Annotated in this window: 16 protein-coding genes; 8 read left to right on the top strand and 8 right to left on the bottom strand. The window is 49.6% G+C overall.

Annotated features, from left to right (window positions below):
• The first annotated feature begins 74 nt into the window (after positions 1–74).
• Complete coding sequence (locus ICL55_RS16925; RefSeq protein WP_188099360.1) at positions 75–1478, top strand: methyltransferase RsmF C-terminal domain-like protein; 1404 nt, start codon at positions 75–77, stop codon at positions 1476–1478.
• Between the two features lie 212 nt (positions 1479–1690).
• Positions 1691–2662, top strand: coding sequence for a DPBB and LysM peptidoglycan-binding domain-containing protein (locus ICL55_RS16920; protein ID WP_188099358.1), 972 nt, complete (start codon positions 1691–1693; stop codon positions 2660–2662).
• A 156-nt stretch (positions 2663–2818) separates the two neighbouring features.
• Here the strand turns inward: ICL55_RS16920 and fmt are convergent, their stop codons facing one another.
• Positions 2819–3745: a methionyl-tRNA formyltransferase gene (fmt, locus tag ICL55_RS16915; RefSeq protein WP_246496408.1), complete on the bottom strand. Its 927-nt coding sequence runs from the start codon at positions 3743–3745 to the stop codon at positions 2819–2821.
• Positions 3746–3765: 20 nt separating this feature from the next.
• Entirely contained in the window at positions 3766–4938 is a 1173-nt protein-coding gene (locus tag ICL55_RS16910) for an exo-beta-N-acetylmuramidase NamZ family protein (RefSeq protein WP_188099356.1), read from the bottom strand.
• Between the two features lie 101 nt (positions 4939–5039).
• Between ICL55_RS16910 and ICL55_RS16905 the strand changes: the two genes are divergently transcribed.
• Positions 5040–5468 carry an FKBP-type peptidyl-prolyl cis-trans isomerase gene (locus ICL55_RS16905; RefSeq protein ID WP_188099354.1) on the top strand — a complete coding sequence of 143 codons (429 nt, stop codon included), beginning with the start codon at positions 5040–5042 and terminating at the stop codon, positions 5466–5468.
• 61 nt (positions 5469–5529) lie between these two features.
• Here ICL55_RS16905 and ICL55_RS16900 read toward each other — a convergent pair whose 3' ends face one another.
• From ICL55_RS16900 to metE, 3 genes are read right to left on the bottom strand one after another with little or no spacing between them, the layout of a single operon-like run.
• Positions 5530–5922 carry an acyl-CoA thioesterase gene (locus ICL55_RS16900; RefSeq protein ID WP_188099352.1) on the bottom strand — a complete coding sequence of 131 codons (393 nt, stop codon included), beginning with the start codon at positions 5920–5922 and terminating at the stop codon, positions 5530–5532.
• Between the two features lie 8 nt (positions 5923–5930).
• The gene (locus ICL55_RS16895) at positions 5931–6140 is read right to left on the bottom strand and encodes a cysteine-rich CWC family protein (RefSeq protein ID WP_188099350.1); all 210 of its coding nucleotides are present in this window, start codon (positions 6138–6140) and stop codon (positions 5931–5933) included.
• A gap of 33 nt (positions 6141–6173) precedes the next feature.
• Positions 6174–8462 carry a 5-methyltetrahydropteroyltriglutamate--homocysteine S-methyltransferase gene (gene metE / locus ICL55_RS16890; RefSeq protein WP_188099347.1) on the bottom strand — a complete coding sequence of 763 codons (2289 nt, stop codon included), beginning with the start codon at positions 8460–8462 and terminating at the stop codon, positions 6174–6176.
• 195 nt (positions 8463–8657) lie between these two features.
• Here metE and pepT point away from each other — a divergent pair, with 195 nt between their 5' ends.
• The 3 genes from pepT (at position 8658) to ICL55_RS16875 (ending at position 11189) form a co-directional block, all read left to right on the top strand.
• Positions 8658–9905: a peptidase T gene (gene pepT / locus ICL55_RS16885; RefSeq protein WP_188099345.1), complete on the top strand. Its 1248-nt coding sequence runs from the start codon at positions 8658–8660 to the stop codon at positions 9903–9905.
• 162 nt (positions 9906–10067) lie between these two features.
• Positions 10068–10781, top strand: coding sequence for a MotA/TolQ/ExbB proton channel family protein (locus ICL55_RS16880; RefSeq protein WP_188099343.1), 714 nt, complete (start codon positions 10068–10070; stop codon positions 10779–10781).
• Positions 10782–10793: 12 nt separating this feature from the next.
• Positions 10794–11189, top strand: a complete 396-nt coding sequence (locus ICL55_RS16875) for an ExbD/TolR family protein (RefSeq protein WP_078667353.1) — start codon at positions 10794–10796, stop codon at positions 11187–11189.
• 419 nt (positions 11190–11608) lie between these two features.
• Here ICL55_RS16875 and prmC read toward each other — a convergent pair whose 3' ends face one another.
• Positions 11609–12469, bottom strand: coding sequence for a peptide chain release factor N(5)-glutamine methyltransferase (gene prmC / locus ICL55_RS16870; protein ID WP_188099341.1), 861 nt, complete (start codon positions 12467–12469; stop codon positions 11609–11611).
• Positions 12470–12575: 106 nt separating this feature from the next.
• Between prmC and ribD the strand changes: the two genes are divergently transcribed.
• Positions 12576–13619 (top strand): bifunctional diaminohydroxyphosphoribosylaminopyrimidine deaminase/5-amino-6-(5-phosphoribosylamino)uracil reductase RibD, encoded by a 1044-nt coding sequence (gene ribD / locus ICL55_RS16865; protein WP_188099339.1) that lies wholly within the window; start codon positions 12576–12578, stop codon positions 13617–13619.
• A 43-nt stretch (positions 13620–13662) separates the two neighbouring features.
• Complete coding sequence (locus ICL55_RS16860) at positions 13663–14262, top strand: IMPACT family protein (RefSeq protein ID WP_188099337.1); 600 nt, start codon at positions 13663–13665, stop codon at positions 14260–14262.
• A gap of 422 nt (positions 14263–14684) precedes the next feature.
• On the opposite strand, the gene ICL55_RS16855 is transcribed toward ICL55_RS16860, so the two are convergent.
• Both ICL55_RS16855 and ICL55_RS16850 read right to left on the bottom strand, forming a co-directional pair.
• Entirely contained in the window at positions 14685–15569 is an 885-nt protein-coding gene (locus ICL55_RS16855) for a 3-hydroxyacyl-CoA dehydrogenase family protein (protein WP_188099335.1), read from the bottom strand.
• 150 nt (positions 15570–15719) lie between these two features.
• Positions 15720–16376, bottom strand: a complete 657-nt coding sequence (locus ICL55_RS16850; protein WP_168872125.1) for a carboxypeptidase-like regulatory domain-containing protein — start codon at positions 16374–16376, stop codon at positions 15720–15722.
• Between the last annotated feature and the right edge of the window lie 31 nt (positions 16377–16407).

Raw genomic sequence — 16407 nt, 5'->3', positions numbered from 1 at the left:
TAATCTTTGCGCTCTTTGCTGCTTTGTGCCTTTGCGAGAACCATGAACCTTCGTATTTTTGCGGAAAAAGAGCATTGTCCAATCAATTACCCGCAGCACTGATTGCTTCTCTGGAAGGTCTTCCCGGTTTTGACCGGGCGCCGTTTGAGCAGGTGCATGCCGCCGCAGAGAAAATCACTTCCCTGAGATTTAATCCACTGAAAGTACGTACTGCGGGAACGCGGGAAAATATCCTGTCTGCCTTGTCGGCCAGTGACGCTACACAGATACCCTGGAGTTCCGCCGGGTATTACCTGCCCCAACGGCCTTCTTTTACCTTCGATCCTTACTTTCATGCAGGCGCGTATTATGTGCAGGAGGCCTCTTCCATGTTCCTCGAACATGCTGTGCGGTCAACGGTAGATCTCAGCCAGCCGCTGAAGGTATTGGACCTCTGTGCGGCGCCGGGAGGTAAGTCTACCTTGTTACAATCGTTGCTCAATGAGCAAAGTATGCTGGTGGCCAATGAGGTGATCAAGCCAAGGGCTGCTTTGCTGGCGGATAATCTCAGTAAGTGGGGGGCTGCCAATGTGGTCGTGAGCAATAATGATCCGCGTGATTTCAGCCGTATGCCCGGGTATTTTGATTTGATCGTGATTGATGCTCCCTGTTCGGGCTCCGGTCTTTTCCGCCGCGATCCGGAGCTGATACTGGAATGGTCCCCGGAAAATGTGGCGCTCTGCAGCCAGCGCCAACAGCGGATTTTGGCTGATGTGTTGCCTGCGCTGAAGGAAGATGGTATACTCATTTATTCTACCTGTTCTTTCTCAAAAGAAGAAGATGAAATGATTCTGGAGTGGCTGGCGGACCATTTTGAACTGGAAAATATTCCGCTGAACGTGCCGGACGAATGGCAGATAATACCAACGGTAACGGATACACGAAATTGTACCGGTTATCGTTTTTATCCTAACCGTCTTAAGGGAGAAGGCTTTTTTATCAGCTGTTTCCGCAAGCGGGACATGGCCCACGCGGCGAAACGTAAAGAGACGAAATTGGGCGTTGTCAACGCCAAAGAACGGGAGTTATTATCTTCCTGGATACAGTTGCCCGATGGCTATAGTTACCTGCCCCATCAGGATGAAATATTGATTTTATCACCATTGGTGGCAACAGAAATCGCATTCTTGCAACAACAGTTGTATATTCGCAAAGCGGGCGTTAAAGCCGGCCAGCCGGGAAAGAAAGAATTAATCCCCGATCATCAGCTGGCGATGAGCCCACTGGTGGCGGCTGAAGTGCCGGTAGTAGACCTGGACCTCAAAGCGGCGTTGCAATACCTCCGCAAGGAAGATCCGGGCATCGATACACCTGTCAGAGGCTGGGCGTTGATGCGTTACGGTCAGATGCCCCTGGGATGGGCCAAAATACTGCCCAACCGCATGAATAATTATTATCCTAAAGAACTCCGTATTTTGAAAGATATCAGCGGGCTGTAAAAAATGCCTGCGCTATTTGTTCCCGCTGTTACATATTTGTGAAATAGGCTGCCAACAAGTGTTTGCAGGTGTGTTGCGATCAAATGCGTCACATCATGACAAACAACAAAAAGCACATTTTTTCGTTTGTTTTATTAAATATTTTTGTCAATTTTATCGCATATATTCGTTGCCCGAAAAAGGACGGTCATTCAATCATAAAAAGAGTTAGTATGGTAAAATCGATTCTATCAATTGCCTTGTTTGGTTTAAGTGCAGGAGTGGTAAAAGCGCAGGACACACTGCTGGTACAGGGTACCACACCGGCTCTTTACATCTCTCACGTTGTTAAAAAAGGAGAGAACTTCTATAGCCTCAGCCGTGCTTATGGCGTGCCCCCCAAAGAAATTGCTGCCGCCAACAAGATAACGATGGATCAGGGTTTGCAGTTAGGACATATGCTGCATATCCCGCTGACAGCTTCCAATTTCTCCCAGAAAGCGGATGCCAGCGGAACACCGGTGTATCACAAAGTGACCGAAAAGGAAACTTTGTACCGCGTGAGTGTTAACCACAACAAAGTACCCCTGGACAACATCCGTCAATGGAACAACTTCCAGGGCGATGGTCTGAAAAAAGACGGTTACATCATTGTAGGCTACCTGAAAGGTGGTAGCGGCGCTACAGCCTCCGCGCCAGCACCGGCGCCACGCAAGGAAGTGGTGAAAAACGAACCGAAGGAACAAGCTCCTCCGGCAGAACCCGCAACACCTCCTGCTACAGAAGCGCCCCGTAAAGAAGTGAAGAAAGAAACCGAAGCCCGCCCGGTGACAGACGCTCCGGAAACAGCCCCGGCCCCGGCTCCTAAACCGGCAGCTCCGGTAGTGGCTAATGGCGACTTCGAAAAACTGTATGAGCAACAGACCAGCGGCGGTAAAAAAGCAACAACGGAGAAAGGCCCCGGTACCTGGTTTAAGAGCAATGCGGTAGGCAAATACTACGCACTGCACAACTCCGCGGCCCGTGGTACTATTATCAAAGTAACCAACCCGCTGAATGGTAAAGCGATCTACGCGAAGGTGCTGGACGTTATCCCGCAGATGAAATCCAACGCCGGCCTTATCGTGAAACTGAGCGATGGCGCTATGCAGGCGCTGGGCACCACCGACGCGCGCTTCTATTGCGAACTGAGCTACGATAATTAATTCTCGCAAAGGCGCTAAGCAGCAAAGAGCGCAAAGATTATTTTAAGTTTTAAATATGAAAACAAAGGAGCGAAGATCACCATGATCTTCGCTCCTTTGTTTCTTTGTTCGCTTATATAACCTTTGCGCTCTTTGCTGCTTTGCGTCTTTGCGTGACTAGAATCGATAGCCCCGCAGAAAAGCGGCGATATCCATGCGTTTCTTGCCTTCCAGCTGTACTTCATCCAGATAAAGGTAACCATCCGTTGCTGCGATCCGCACATACGTTTTCTGGTCTGTATCGAATTCACCGGGAGCGATGGACGGCTTGCCCTGTTCTTTATGTGCTTTGTATATCTTGATATTTTTATCCTGAAGCGTAGTCCAGGCGGCAGGATAGGGGCTGAGCCCTCTCACGAGATTGTATATTTTATCCAGTGGGTCCTGCCAGTTGATCTGACAGGTTTCCTTGAAGATCTTGGGTGCGTGTTTGATGTCCGCGGCGGCAATATTAGCCTGTGGCGTTTCCTGTGCGGTGCCGGCAGCGATGGACTGTACTGTTTTCAACAGCAGGCGCGCGCCGGTATGCATCAGCTCATCGTGAAGCTCACCCGCTGTTTCATCATCACGGATCACTACTTTATCTGCGAGCAAAATATCGCCGGTATCAATTTCATGTTGCAGTTTGAAGGTGGTCACACCGGACTCTTTTTCTCCGTTGATGATCGCCCAGTTGATCGGCGCAGCTCCGCGGTAGTTGGGTAACAGCGAAGCATGTACGTTGATGGTGCCTTCGGGAGGCATATTCCAGACAATTTCCGGCAGCATGCGGAAGGCTACCACCACCTGTAGGTCTGCCTGCAGGGCGGTCAGCTGTGCAATGAATGCAGGGTTTTTCAGCTTCTCCGGCTGTAATACCGGTAAACCTTTGCTGACAGCATATTTTTTAACGGCACTCTCCTGTAACTGCAGGCCTCTGCCGGCAGGCTTGTCGGGCGCCGTGATCACGCCAACGATATTAAATCCGTTCTCTACCAGTATATCGAGGGATGCTACTGCAAAATCAGGCGTCCCCATAAAAACGATGCGAAGCTGTTTGTCCATATGACGCAAAAGTAAATGAATTATTCCTCGTACAGCAGGTATTTTGCGCGGATGGCTTTAAACTGCCGCAGCCCGGGTTCCCAGCTCTTGCGGATATCCGCTTCTGATACACCGCTTTTGATCTGCTGCTGTAATTGTGCATTGCCCGCCAGTTTATTAAAGAAGGCATTGAAAAATTTATCTTTCTGCGGATACAGGGCATACGCCTGTAACAGCCATTTCAGCGCTATTTTACGGCCTTTCGCTGGTGTGGCTTCCGGTGCTTTGCTGAGGTCAAATCCATAACACAGCTGGTCTTTCAGCGGTGGATTTTTAGCGCCGGCCACGCTGCGGGGCGTAAAGGAAAATCCTTTCTTCGGAAACAGCGGTGAGCCAAACAGCTGAAAAGGCTTGTCGGTACCGCGTCCCAGGCTGATGGGCGTACCTTCAAAGAAACAAAGCGAGGTGTAAAGATTCACAGCTGCCATATCGGGCAGATTGGGAGACGGGGCAACAGGCAGGCGGTAATAGGTGTGGTGGGTGTAGTTTTCGCAGGGGATAACGGTCAACCGGGCTTTGACGCCTTTGCTGAGCCAGCCTTCGCCATTGAGCATTTGCGCGTATTCACCTACGGTCATGCCGTGTACAATGGGGATGGGCTGCATGCCTACAAAAGAGCGGAAGGCGGTGTCCAGTATGGGCCCGTCTACATAGTCGCCATTGGGATTGGGCCTGTCAAGCACAATAACAGGTTTATTGTTTTCTGCGGCAGACTCCATCAGCTCCTGCAGGGAGGAGATGTAGGTATAGAAGCGAGCGCCCACATCCTGTACATCGAAGATGAGCACGTCAACGTCCTGAAGGTCTGCTGCAGTGGCTTTGCGGTGTTGGCCATACAACGATACTACAGGCAGTCCTGTATTTTTATCGGTGCTGTTCCCTACTTTCTCACCGGCATCGGCCTGGCCGCGGAAGCCGTGTTCCGGGCTAAAGATTTTCGTGATATGTACCTGCAATTTCAGCAGGGTATCTACCAGATGAGTGTCGCCAATAGTGGCGGTTTGATTTACCAACAGGGCCACCCGCTTGTTTTTCAGCTGTGGAAGGTACTGGCTGGTTTGTGCTGCTCCCGGTATCACATGGGAGGCATACTGTGCCTGTGCGGAGGTGAACAGGCTGCATAAAAGCGTGCAGATGATTAATAGACGGTTCATAGTGGTAAGATACGGCAAAACCGGTATGGCAGTGAGAAAAAATGAGGAGATATAGTCTGTTTTAGTATCTTGCGGCTATTATTCACTTAAACAACTAATTTATGCAAGCTGTTAAAAACGGGGATACTGTGAAAGTGCACTACCAGGGCCGTTTAACTGATGGGACCATGTTTGATTCCTCAGAGGGCAGAGCACCGCTGGAGTTCAAAGTAGGCGCACACATGGTGATCAAAGGCTTTGAGAACGGCGTACTGGATATGAAGCCGGGCGATAAGAAGACAATCCATATCCCTGTTGATCAGGCATATGGTCCAAAGAATGATGAAATGATCATGGAATTCCCTAAAGCAAATATTCCTCCTGATTTGAACCCAGAAGTGGGCATGGAACTGCAGATGAGCAATCCTGAAGGCCATGTATTCCAGGTGAGAGTAGCTGCTGTTGGTTCTGAGTTCATCACCCTGGATGCTAACCACCCGCTGGCTGGTCAGGATCTGGTGTTCGATCTGGAACTGGTGGAAATCGTTTAAGATATTGGGTTATTTGGTCATTTTAATATTTAAATATTAAAATGACCAAATGGATAAATTTTTAAGCCGGTACTTTTATAGGTATCGGCTTTTTATTTTCATCTATCGCCACAAAGGTGAAAATACCGCTGATCGCATGTTCCCGGTGATCGAGATACATCTGCTCCACATAGATATCCACTCTTACTTTCAGGCTGGTGTTACCCACATGAATGACGGTGCCTACCAATTCAATGATGGTACCGTGCGGGATAGGTTTTTTGAAATCGATTCTGTCTGATGATACGGTAACGGTGCGCATTTTCGTGAAACGGGTAGCGGTGATAAAGGCCACTTCGTCCATCAGATGCATGGCGGTGCCGCCGAAAAGCGTGTCGTAATGGTTTACCGTGTTAGGAAATACCGCTTTGAAAATTCGGGTAACGGATTTCTCGATCTGTTCTTCGTATGCCATGGTTTGAGTTATAGCGGAGCGTCGGGCTGTTTTTCCAATACAGCTTTCAGTTCTTGTAAACAATTTTCACAGAGGCAGCCCTGATATTTTTCGCTTATTCTGAAACGTTCTTCCAGGGTGAGTGGCACCCCGCTGCACTGACAGCGATGAATACTGTTGACCCGGCATTCAAAAGTCCGGTTGCAGCGGGGGCAGGAGACGATTTCATGTTTCAGCATGTACCAAATGTACGAAATGCTGCAGTAATGGAATCACGCCAGCTGCTTCCGTACTTCACGGGCTGCCTGTACCATATTGCGCAGCGACATTTCCGTTTCCGGCCATTTCCTTGTTTTAAGGCCACAGTCGGGGTTTACCCAGAGATTGCGTACCGGCAGCAATGTAGCTGCTCTGTGCAGCAGTTTGCCCATCTCTGCTACGCCCGGCACGCGGGGAGAGTGGATATCGTATACACCCGGGCCTGTCTCATTCGGATAACTGAAGCGGGCAAAGGCTTCCAACAATTCCATCTGGGAACGCGAGGTTTCAATGGTGATCACGTCCGCATCCATGGCAGCAATGTGTGCAATGATGTCATTGAATTCGGCATAACACATATGCGTATGTATCTGCGTGGTGTCCTGCACAGGTGCTACCGACAGTCGGAAGGCGTCGACGGCCTGCCGGAGGTATGCGTCCTGGCGGCTTTTACGCAGGGGCAGCCCTTCGCGGAGTGCCGGTTCATCTACCTGAATAACCGTAATACCGGCATCTTCCAGGTCTTTTACTTCGTCCCGTATCGCCAGTGCTATCTGGAAGGCAGTGTCCATACGTGGTTGGTCGTTCCTGACAAAAGACCATTGTAAGATGGTGACCGGACCGGTGAGCATTCCTTTAACAGGTTTGCTGGTGAGCGACTGTGCAAACTGGCTCCAGGCCACCGTCATCGGCTGCGGGCGCCATACGTCGCCGTAAATAACAGGTGGCTTCACACAGCGGGAACCGTAACTCTGTACCCAGCCGTTTTGCGTGAAAGCAAAACCTTCCAGTTGTTCTCCGAAATATTCTACCATGTCATTGCGCTCAAACTCGCCATGCACCAGTACATCGAGGCCGAGTGATTCCTGCCGGGAGATAGCCTCACGGATGGCGGCGCTGATGTCCTGATCGTATTGTTCTGCTGTGATGTGTCCCTTTTTGAGATTGGAGCGCAGTTGCCGTATTTCTACCGTTTGCGGGAACGAACCAATAGTGGTAGTGGGCAACAGCGGCAGTTGCAGTTTAGCCTGTTGCAGCGGCTGGCGTTCGGCAAAACTATGTTCACGGGCAAAGTCGTTAGCCGTAACGCTTTCCAGGCGCGCTTTTACAGCGGGGATATGAATGCCGGGCGCCGTTTTACGCTGTTCCATTACCTGTTGGTTGGCAGCCAGCAGCGCGGGGTCTCCGGCAGCAATTTGTTTCAGGGAGATGACTTCTTCCACCTTCTGCCGTGCAAAAGCCATCCACTGCTTGATAGCTGTGTTTAAGTTAGTTTCATCATCAAGGTTGTAAGGCACATGCAGCAATGAGCAGGAAGTGGCCAGCATCACGCGGTCCCGGCCAATAGCCTGTATAGCACGATTGATCAGCGACAGCGACGCGGCGTAATCGTTTTTCCAGATATTGCGGCCATCCACTACTCCCAGGGATAGCTGTCTGTTTTCGGGCAAGGCATTCAGCACGGCATCCAGCTGCTCCGGTGCACGAACCAGATCGATATGCAACGCATCGACCGGCAGCTGCAATGCCAGATCTGTATTGTCTTCCAGCGCGCCGAAATAGGTGGTGAGCAACAGCTTCAGGTCAGGAAACGCGTCACGGATAGCGGTGTACGCCAGTTGATACAGTATTTTATCTGCTGGTTCCAGATCAGTAACCAGACAGGGCTCGTCCAACTGTATCCAGTCGGCGCCGGCATCGCGGAGGGCGGCCAGCAGCTCCAGATAGGCGGGCAGCAACTGTTGCAATAACGCTGTACGGGCAACGCCCGCTGTTTTTATTTTACCACAGAGAAGGAAAGTAACAGGCCCTATCAGTACCGGTTTGGTGCGGATGCCCTGGTGCAATGCTTCGGTGAATTCGTGGACAGCCTTGCGTGATTGCAGGCTGTAAGTCTGACTGGCATCAAATTCAGGTACCAGATAGTGATAGTTGGTGTCAAACCACTTGGTCATTTCCACCGCCGTAAGATCGAAGCCATTTTTCTGATAACCCCTTGCCATGGCGAAGTACAGCTCAAGACAGTTGGGGTTGGCGAAAGAGCGGCGCAGCTCCTGGAAACGCTCGGGTATTACTCCCAGCGCTATGCTCATGTCGAGCATCTGATCATAAAAAGAAAAATCGTTGGAGGGTATCAGGTCTATGCCCGACTGATGAAGGGTTTCCCAGTGTTCTTTTCGTAGAAGCCTGGCCGTTAGTTCCAGTTTCTCGAGAGAAATTTTACCTGCCCAGTAGTTTTCACAGGCTTTCTTCAGTTCTCGCTGGCTGCCTATTCTGGGGTAGCCTGGAATATTGGTAATCATATACAGGATGGTTTTTATTCCCGGCAAACCTATTATTATTGTACGTTTGTTTTGTTATCTATTTAAAAATTGGTGTTTTGTATTAAAATTTTCTATTTTACCAGAATATTTTACGGAAAGGGCTATTGTGAGAGATGGTAAAACAGAATATTTTACGGCAAAAGGGTGCACCGGTTTTTTCCTTACGTTTGCAATATGTTTACAAATTATTCATACACTGTTGATACGCGTTTTATTCGTTACGCGCAGATAGATACACAATCCGATCCGCAGAGCACCAGCTTTCCGACCACTGAAAAGCAGAAAGACCTGTCCCGCTTACTGGTAAAGGAATTACACGAGATGGGCATCACAGATGCGGAACTGGATGAACATGGTTACGTATATGCCACTATTCCGGCCAATACCGACAAGCAGGTGCCGGTGATCTGTTTCTGTTCCCATGTGGACACTTCTTCTGACTGTAGCGGCACAGGGGTAAAACCGATTGTACATCGTAGTTATGATGGCGGAGATATCGTATTGCCCGATGATAGCAGCGTGGTGATCAGTCCGCGTGAACATCCTTATCTGGCTTCCAAAAAAGGAGACGATATCATCACTGCCAGTGGTACTACTTTACTGGGTGCAGATGATAAAGCCGGTGTGGCGGAAATTATGGACGCTGCTCATTTCCTGATGACACATCCGGAAATAAAACATGGTGCTATCCGTATCCTGTTTACGCCCGATGAAGAAGTGGGCCGCGGTGTGGAAAAGGTAGACATGAAAAAACTCGCCGCTCAGTTTGGCTATACCATGGATGGCGGTGAACTGGGATCCCTGGAAGATGAGAATTTTTCCGCTGATGGCGCCCGTATCACGGTATATGGCGTGAGCGCCCATCCTGGTTCCGCGAAAGATAAACTGGTGAGCGCTATTAAGATTGCCAGCGAGATCGTAGATGCGTTGCCGAAAGACAGCCTTTCTCCTGAAACAACAGACGACAGGGACGGATTTATCCATCCGGTACGTATAAGCGGCACCGTGGAAAAAACAGAGATCGACTTTATTATCCGTGACTTCGTGACCTCTAATCTGGAATCACACGAGGCTTTCCTGCGTCGCCAGATGGAGAAAGTGCTGGAGCGTTATCCTGATGCCCGCGCCAGACTGAAAGTCACCGAACAATATCGTAATATGAAAGAGGTGCTGGACCTGCATCCGGAGGTAACAGCCCATGCCGCGGAAGCGATCCGCCGTGCAGGCGTGCAGCCGCTGAAAATGAGCATCCGTGGCGGTACCGACGGTTCCCGCCTGTCGTTCATGGGATTGCCGTGCCCCAATATTTTTACCGGTGAAATGGCCCTCCACAGCAAACAGGAATACGTCAGCATCCAGGATATGCAGAAAGCGGTGCAGACAATTGTATATCTGGCACAAGTTTGGGAGGAAAAGGCCTGATCAGTTACAAATTACGAATTAAGAATTACGAATTACGAATGGAGGGCCTCCTTATAGAGCATATACTGATTAATCTCTCGATAAAAAGTCCTCCATTCATCATTCGTCATCCATAATTCGTAATTATTTTACTATTTTAACCGTTAATAGAAGAAAATCCACATGATACTAGGGCTCATCACATTATTGCAGGATACATTGCTTACGAAGGCCGATTCTTTAGCACAGGCCGCCAATGCAGCTGCAGCACCACCACAACAGATACATCTGATAGACATGCTCATGAAAGGGGGCGTACTCATGATCCCACTGGGTATCCTCTCCATCATTGCTGTATTTGTGTTTGTAGAAAGATATCTGACCATTGCAAAGGCCGGTCGTCTGGAAGATAACTTTATGCCAATGATCCGTGATCAGATCACCACTGGTAATATCATGGGTGCCCGTTCCCTGGCTAAAAACACGCAGGGGCCTATTGCGCGGATGATCGACAAAGGTCTTCAGCGTATTGGTAAGCCAATCGAGTCCATCGAGAAGTCAATGGAAAATGTGGGCAAACTGGAGATCTACCGCATGGAGAAAAATCTGGTGATCCTTTCTATCATCGCAGGTATTGCGCCGATGTTCGGGTTTCTGGGTACTATTGCAGGTATGATCCAGACCTTCTTTAATATCTCCATCACATCAGATATTACGCTGGGTACCATTGCGGGTGGTATCTATGTGAAGATGATCACATCCGCCACGGGTCTGATTATCGGTATTGTGGCCTTTATCGGTTACAGTTTCCTGAATGCACAGATAGACAAGGTTGTTAACAAGATGGAAGCCTCTGCAGCGGAATTTACGGATATCCTGCAGGAACCTACCCGCTAAAAACCACCGCTCATGAATTTACGCAGGAGAAATAAGAAACATGTGGAAATGCACAACTCAGCATTGAATGACATCCTGTTCATTCTGCTGCTGTTCTTCCTGATTGTTTCCACACTGGCCAACCCCAACGTCATCAAGCTGATGTTGCCGAAGGCCCAGAGCAATACCAAAGCCAAACAAACGGTGGTGGTGAGCATCAACGAAAAACATGAGTTCTTCGTGGGTACCACCAAAGTGCCTTTTGAAGGCCTCAAACAAGCGCTGGCCCCGGCTGTCGCCAATGAGAAGGTAGATCCCACTATTGTGATCAATGCGGAGAAATCAGTGCCGATCGAAGATGTGGTGAATGTGATGGAAGTGGCCAAACAGATAGGCGCGAAAGTGGTGCTGGCAACGGCTAAACAATAGTTCGCGTTCACGCAAAGGCGCTAAGCAGCAAAGACGCAAAGAATAAATTTTTAAGGATTATAAGAAAGCAAAGGAGCGGAGATCACATTTGATCTCCGCTCCTTTGCTTTCTCTGCTCGCTTATATCATCTTAGCGTCTTTGCTGCTTAGCGTCTTTGCGTGAGCTTTTTACCATTCTGTCTTTGCCGGATCCCTTGCTTTCTCTGCTCGCTTATATCATCTTAGCGTCTTAGCTGCTTAGCGTCTTTGCGAGAGCTTTTTAGCATTCTGTCTTTGCGGGATCCTTTGCTTTCTCTGTTCGCTTATATCATCTTAGCGTCTTTGCTGCTTAGCGTCTTTGCGTGAGCTTTTTAGCATTCTGTCTTTGCGGGATCCTTTGCTTTCTCTGTTCGCTTATATCATCTTAGCGTCTTTGCTGCTTAGCGTCTTTGCGTGAGCGCTTTTACCATCCTGTCTTTGCCGAACATGTCCTGCCGGAGTATGACGTCCCTGAATCCCATTGACTGCAGCAATTCCACGACTTCCTGCCCCAGCGATTCATTGATCTCGAAGTAAAGGGCGCCGCCCGCATTTAGCTTCTGTAGCGCGGTGTGGGCAATATGCCGGTAGAACAGCAGCGCGTCGTTGTCTGGTACGAACAACGCGATGGACGGCTCAAAGCCCCATACCTGTTGCTGCATAGTGGCTTGTTCGCTTTGTGTGATGTAGGGCGGATTGCTGACGATCACGTCAAATGCAGGCAGCGTAGCCATTTGTTGCTCATCGAGCGCGCTGAGGCGGGAGAACGCCACTTCCAGGCGCAGCTTAGCTGCATTTTCGCGGGCCACAGCCAGCGCTTCTTCGCTAACATCGATGGCGGTCACCACGGCAGCAGGAATGTTCTGTTTTAATGCCAGCGGGATACAACCGCTGCCGGTACCGATGTCCAGCAGGTGCGGGTGGGGATGGCCCGTGAGGTCTTCGATGATCCAGGCTACCAGCTCTTCTGTTTCCGGCCGCGGAATCAGCACATGATGGTTAACGGTCAGTTCCATGCCGTAGAACCAGCCGGAGCCGGTCACATATTGCACCGGCTCCATCCGTTGCAATGCTTCTATGGCGCTTTTGAGCCGGGTATTCTGATCAGGCGTCAGTAGTTTGGCTTTGTGTACGAGGCGGTCCAGTTTATTCATGCCCGTTATATGCTCGAGCACAATATGCGCTATATTGGCCGCTTCGCGCGCATCGTATAAATCGCCTATGGCACCTGTGATATAGGTAAAGGCTGTTTGTATTGTCAAATTTGATAATTTAAGAATCAGCCGGAAATTACAAACCAGGAGGTGGTTGGCATTTTCCGTCGGCTAAAAACGTAATTTTGGCAAAAATATTACTTAACAGGGTATCATGAATAGCACAGACCATGAAATTTTTATGAGGCGGTGCCTGGAGCTGGCCGCCATGGGTCGCGGCCATGCGGCGCCTAATCCGGTGGTAGGGGCGGTGCTGGTGCATCAGGGCCGTATCATCGGGGAAGGCTACCATCGGCAATATGGTCAGGCACATGCGGAGGTGAACTGTGTCAACAGCGTTACGGCGGAGGACAAGCCCCTTGTCCAGCGGGCTACCATGTACGTAAGCCTTGAACCCTGTGCACATCATGGTAAAACGCCGCCCTGTGCAGATCTGATCGTGTCGGAGAAAATCCCGGAAGTAGTGGTCGGTTGTGTGGACACTTTCTCTGCGGTAGCGGGAAAAGGTATCGAAAAGCTGAAAAAAGCCGGTGTAAAAGTACATACCGGCGTGCTGGAGAAAGAATGCAGGGCTATCAATCGCCGCTTCTTTACTTTTCATGAGCAGCAGCGACCTTATATCATCCTCAAATGGGCCCAGAGCCGCAATGGCTTTATGGCCGGCCCCGACGGGGTGCCGGTGCGTATCTCCAACCCGTGGAGCGACCGCCTGGTACACCGCTGGCGCAGCGAAGAGATGGCTATCCTGGTAGGTACCCGCACCGCTATCCTCGACAACCCGAAACTGAATACCCGGCTGTGGCCTGGCAAAAGCCCGGTGCGACTGGTGATCGACAGAACGCTCGCCGTGCCCCGTACCCATCACCTGTGGGATGGCAGTATTCCCACCATCTTCCTCACAGCGCAAAAAGCGGAGGAAGGAACCGTGGAGATGATACAGCTCGATTTTACCACGCCATTATTGCCTCAACTGATGCAACACCTCTACCAGCGCCAGATACAGAGCGTACTGGTGGAAGGTGGTCCTTATGTGCTGCAACGTTTTCTGGAAACAGGCCTCTGGGATGAAGCACGCGTTATAACGGGGACGGATACACTATCCGATGGACTGGCGGCACCAGCCGTGCGGCAGGCGATAGTAGCGGAAAGTCTGCACCTGGAAGGGGACCGTATCGACATTTACCGACGTGGTGAATAGTTGTGGTTAAAATAAGAATATCTGGTTTTTCTAAAATATATAGATGGAGGTTTATTTTACTATTGATAAAACCGCTGTTGCTGAATTCAAGGACAGGGGCAGCAAATTTCTGGCTTACGTATTTCCCGTGAAGACCCCTGAAGCGGTGAAAGATTGTCTGATGGAAGTGAAAAAGGAGCATCCCAAAGCTACCCACCATTGTTATGCTTACCGCTTAGGTACGGATGGATTGCAGTTTCGCGCCAATGATGACGGAGAGCCTTCCGGTTCTGCGGGCAAACCTATCCTCGGACAAATAGACAGTAAACAGGTAACAGATGTGCTGATTGTGGTGGTGCGTTATTTTGGCGGTACCCTGCTGGGCGTTCCGGGGCTGATCAATGCTTATAAGCTGAGCGCTGCCATGGTATTGCAACTGGTGCCGGCTATTCAGAAGAACATAGAATCAAAATATCATCTCACGTTCGATTATACCATCATGAATGATGTGATGATCGTGGTGAAACAAAACAATTGTACGGTGCTGTCGCAGGAGCTACAGCTCTTTTGTACTATGGACATAGGAGTGCCCCGGGCGAACGAAGAGCTGTGCCTTTTACGCCTTCGTGACATTCACGGACTTGAGGTAAAGGCAGTGAAGTAACGGTAGGGTGTTTCCCCGTCAGGTGAAAATCGGCTAACAGTTCAAAACAAAGAAAAGGAGATTGTGAGGCTTCCGGGGTGTCCAATTTAACGCATGCTCTTTTTAATAACAGCATGCCAGCCACTACGGCTGCTGTGATTAAGAAGAATCGATAACGTTTCAACATAGTTGTAATATTAGGGTGATAACGAAGGACGATAAAGAATATGCCAGAAATAGATTTGTTGAAAATGAATAAGTTACACAGTGAATAGGTCGATGAGATTGTCCGAACACGAAAGCCGAACGTCCAAAACCGGACAAAATCCATTACAAATTACGAATTAGGAATTACGAATGGAGGGCTTTCTTATAGAACGGTTAATAATTAACATTTCTATAAGAAAGCCCTCCATTCGTAATTCGTAGTTCCTAATTCGTAATTAAAACCGCGGGCTTACCACGAGGTCCTTGCTGCCAGGGGTATATTTGTAGAAACCCTCTCCGTTTTTCACGCCGAGGTATCCGGCAGTGACCATGTTAACCAGCAGGGGGCAGGGGGCATATTTCGGGTTGCCAAAGCCATCATGTAGCACGTTGAGGATGGAAAGGCATACGTCCAGCCCGATGAAATCAGCCAGTTGCAGCGGTCCCATTGGATGCGCCATACCGAGTTTCATCACGGTATCTATTTCCGCCACGCCGGCCACGCCTTCAAAGAGGGAGTAGATGGCTTCATTGATCATGGGCATGAGGATACGGTTGGCAATAAAACCGGGATAATCGTTCACCACACACGGTACTTTGCCCAGTTTTTCGGACAGGGCCACAATTTCCTGGGTGATGCTCTTGTCCGTAGCATAACCGTTGATAATCTCCACCAGTTTCATCACCGGCACCGGATTCATGAAGTGCATGCCGATTACTTTTGCCGGCCGTTTGGTGGCAGCGGCTATTTTGGTGATGGAGATGGAGGAAGTATTGGTAGCCAGAATAGCGTCCGGATGGGCGTGTTGATCGAGGTCCTGGAATATTTTCAGTTTCAGCGCTACATTTTCAGTCGCTGCTTCCACTACGAGCGACACTTCTCTTACGCCGTCAGGGATAGAAGCGAGGGGATTGATGTTGGCAAGCGTCTGTGCTTTTTGTTCTTCGGTAACAGTGCCTTTGGCTACCTGTCTGTCGAGATTCTTGCTGATGGTTTGTATGGCCTTTTCGAGGGCTGCAGCTGATACATCTATCAGGTTTACCGCATAGCCGTTCTGGGCAAATACGTGCGCGATACCATTACCCATGGTGCCTGCGCCTATAACCGCTACTTTTTGCATGGAGATTATTTTGGTTCTGATAAGAAAGCAATTTAATCAATTACGAATTACAAATGACGAATGACGAACGGAGGGTCCTTTAATGGAAAGGTTGTTGAAGTGACCTCCCTGTAAGAGAGCCCTTAATTCGTCATTTGTAATTCGTAATTATTAATAATCGTCTTTTCGTTTGAAGTCGCCCCGTTTCCAGGCCTGAATAAACTGGGCCCAGGCGAGTGGGTTGAAGATGTTCTGTGGTGGTGGCTGGCCGGCATAGTACAGGGACTGCGCCTGTTTGTTGAGGTACATGTTCGTGCCTTCTGCGCCGTCTACGGGCGTGAAGCGGGTCATAGCCCTCAGTCGGGCGTTCTCCGTGTTTTTGCGGGCTATTTCGTAGGCATCATCGGGGATGTCCATACTGGCGAAAGCCCGTTCAAACTCCTGCCGGTTGAGGTAGGGTTTGATGATGGTTACCGGAAGATAGGTGGTATCTTCCACCATCAGTTGTATCAGGGAGAAATTATTGCCTTTGAGTGTGGTCGGGATTTTATAATCTTTCTTTTTGAAGCCTACGGCGCTGAAAGTAAGGGTGTCACCCTTAAAAACCACGATGGAGAAAACGCCGGCGGAGTTGGAGATGGTACCGCGGCCCTGGCCTCTGACGAGGACACTGACTGCCGGAACGGCCCGCAGGCTGTCAGCTGTCATGGTGATCCCTGAAATTTGAATAACACTGTCCCGGAAATCCGCGATTTGGGCTTTCAGCAGGAAAGGAGATAAAAGGAACACCAGGATAAGTGACAGTATGTAGGATCTTTTGTGATGCATGCCGGCCCTAAGATATAGAAATTTAAATTAC

Origin of the sequence: Chitinophaga varians (genome assembly GCF_014529945.1) — a bacterium.
Taxonomy (GTDB): Bacteria; Bacteroidota; Bacteroidia; order Chitinophagales; family Chitinophagaceae; genus Chitinophaga; species Chitinophaga varians.
This window is presented reverse-complemented; position numbering and strand designations above follow the sequence as displayed.

Coding starts and splice junctions, on each gene's coding strand:
- ICL55_RS16920 (WP_188099358.1), top strand. CDS start 1,691: ATGGTAAAATCGATTCTATCAATTGCCTTGTTTGGTTTAAGTGCAGGA.
- fmt (WP_246496408.1), bottom strand. CDS start 3,745: ATGGACAAACAGCTTCGCATCGTTTTTATGGGGACGCCTGATTTTGCA.
- ICL55_RS16910 (WP_188099356.1), bottom strand. CDS start 4,938: ATGAACCGTCTATTAATCATCTGCACGCTTTTATGCAGCCTGTTCACC.
- ICL55_RS16905 (WP_188099354.1), top strand. CDS start 5,040: ATGCAAGCTGTTAAAAACGGGGATACTGTGAAAGTGCACTACCAGGGC.
- ICL55_RS16900 (WP_188099352.1), bottom strand. CDS start 5,922: ATGGCATACGAAGAACAGATCGAGAAATCCGTTACCCGAATTTTCAAA.
- ICL55_RS16895 (WP_188099350.1), bottom strand. CDS start 6,140: ATGCTGAAACATGAAATCGTCTCCTGCCCCCGCTGCAACCGGACTTTT.
- metE (WP_188099347.1), bottom strand. CDS start 8,462: ATGATTACCAATATTCCAGGCTACCCCAGAATAGGCAGCCAGCGAGAA.
- pepT (WP_188099345.1), top strand. CDS start 8,658: ATGTTTACAAATTATTCATACACTGTTGATACGCGTTTTATTCGTTAC.
- ICL55_RS16880 (WP_188099343.1), top strand. CDS start 10,068: ATGATACTAGGGCTCATCACATTATTGCAGGATACATTGCTTACGAAG.
- ICL55_RS16875 (WP_078667353.1), top strand. CDS start 10,794: ATGAATTTACGCAGGAGAAATAAGAAACATGTGGAAATGCACAACTCA.
- ribD (WP_188099339.1), top strand. CDS start 12,576: ATGAATAGCACAGACCATGAAATTTTTATGAGGCGGTGCCTGGAGCTG.
- ICL55_RS16860 (WP_188099337.1), top strand. CDS start 13,663: ATGGAGGTTTATTTTACTATTGATAAAACCGCTGTTGCTGAATTCAAG.
- ICL55_RS16855 (WP_188099335.1), bottom strand. CDS start 15,569: ATGCAAAAAGTAGCGGTTATAGGCGCAGGCACCATGGGTAATGGTATC.
- ICL55_RS16850 (WP_168872125.1), bottom strand. CDS start 16,376: ATGCATCACAAAAGATCCTACATACTGTCACTTATCCTGGTGTTCCTT.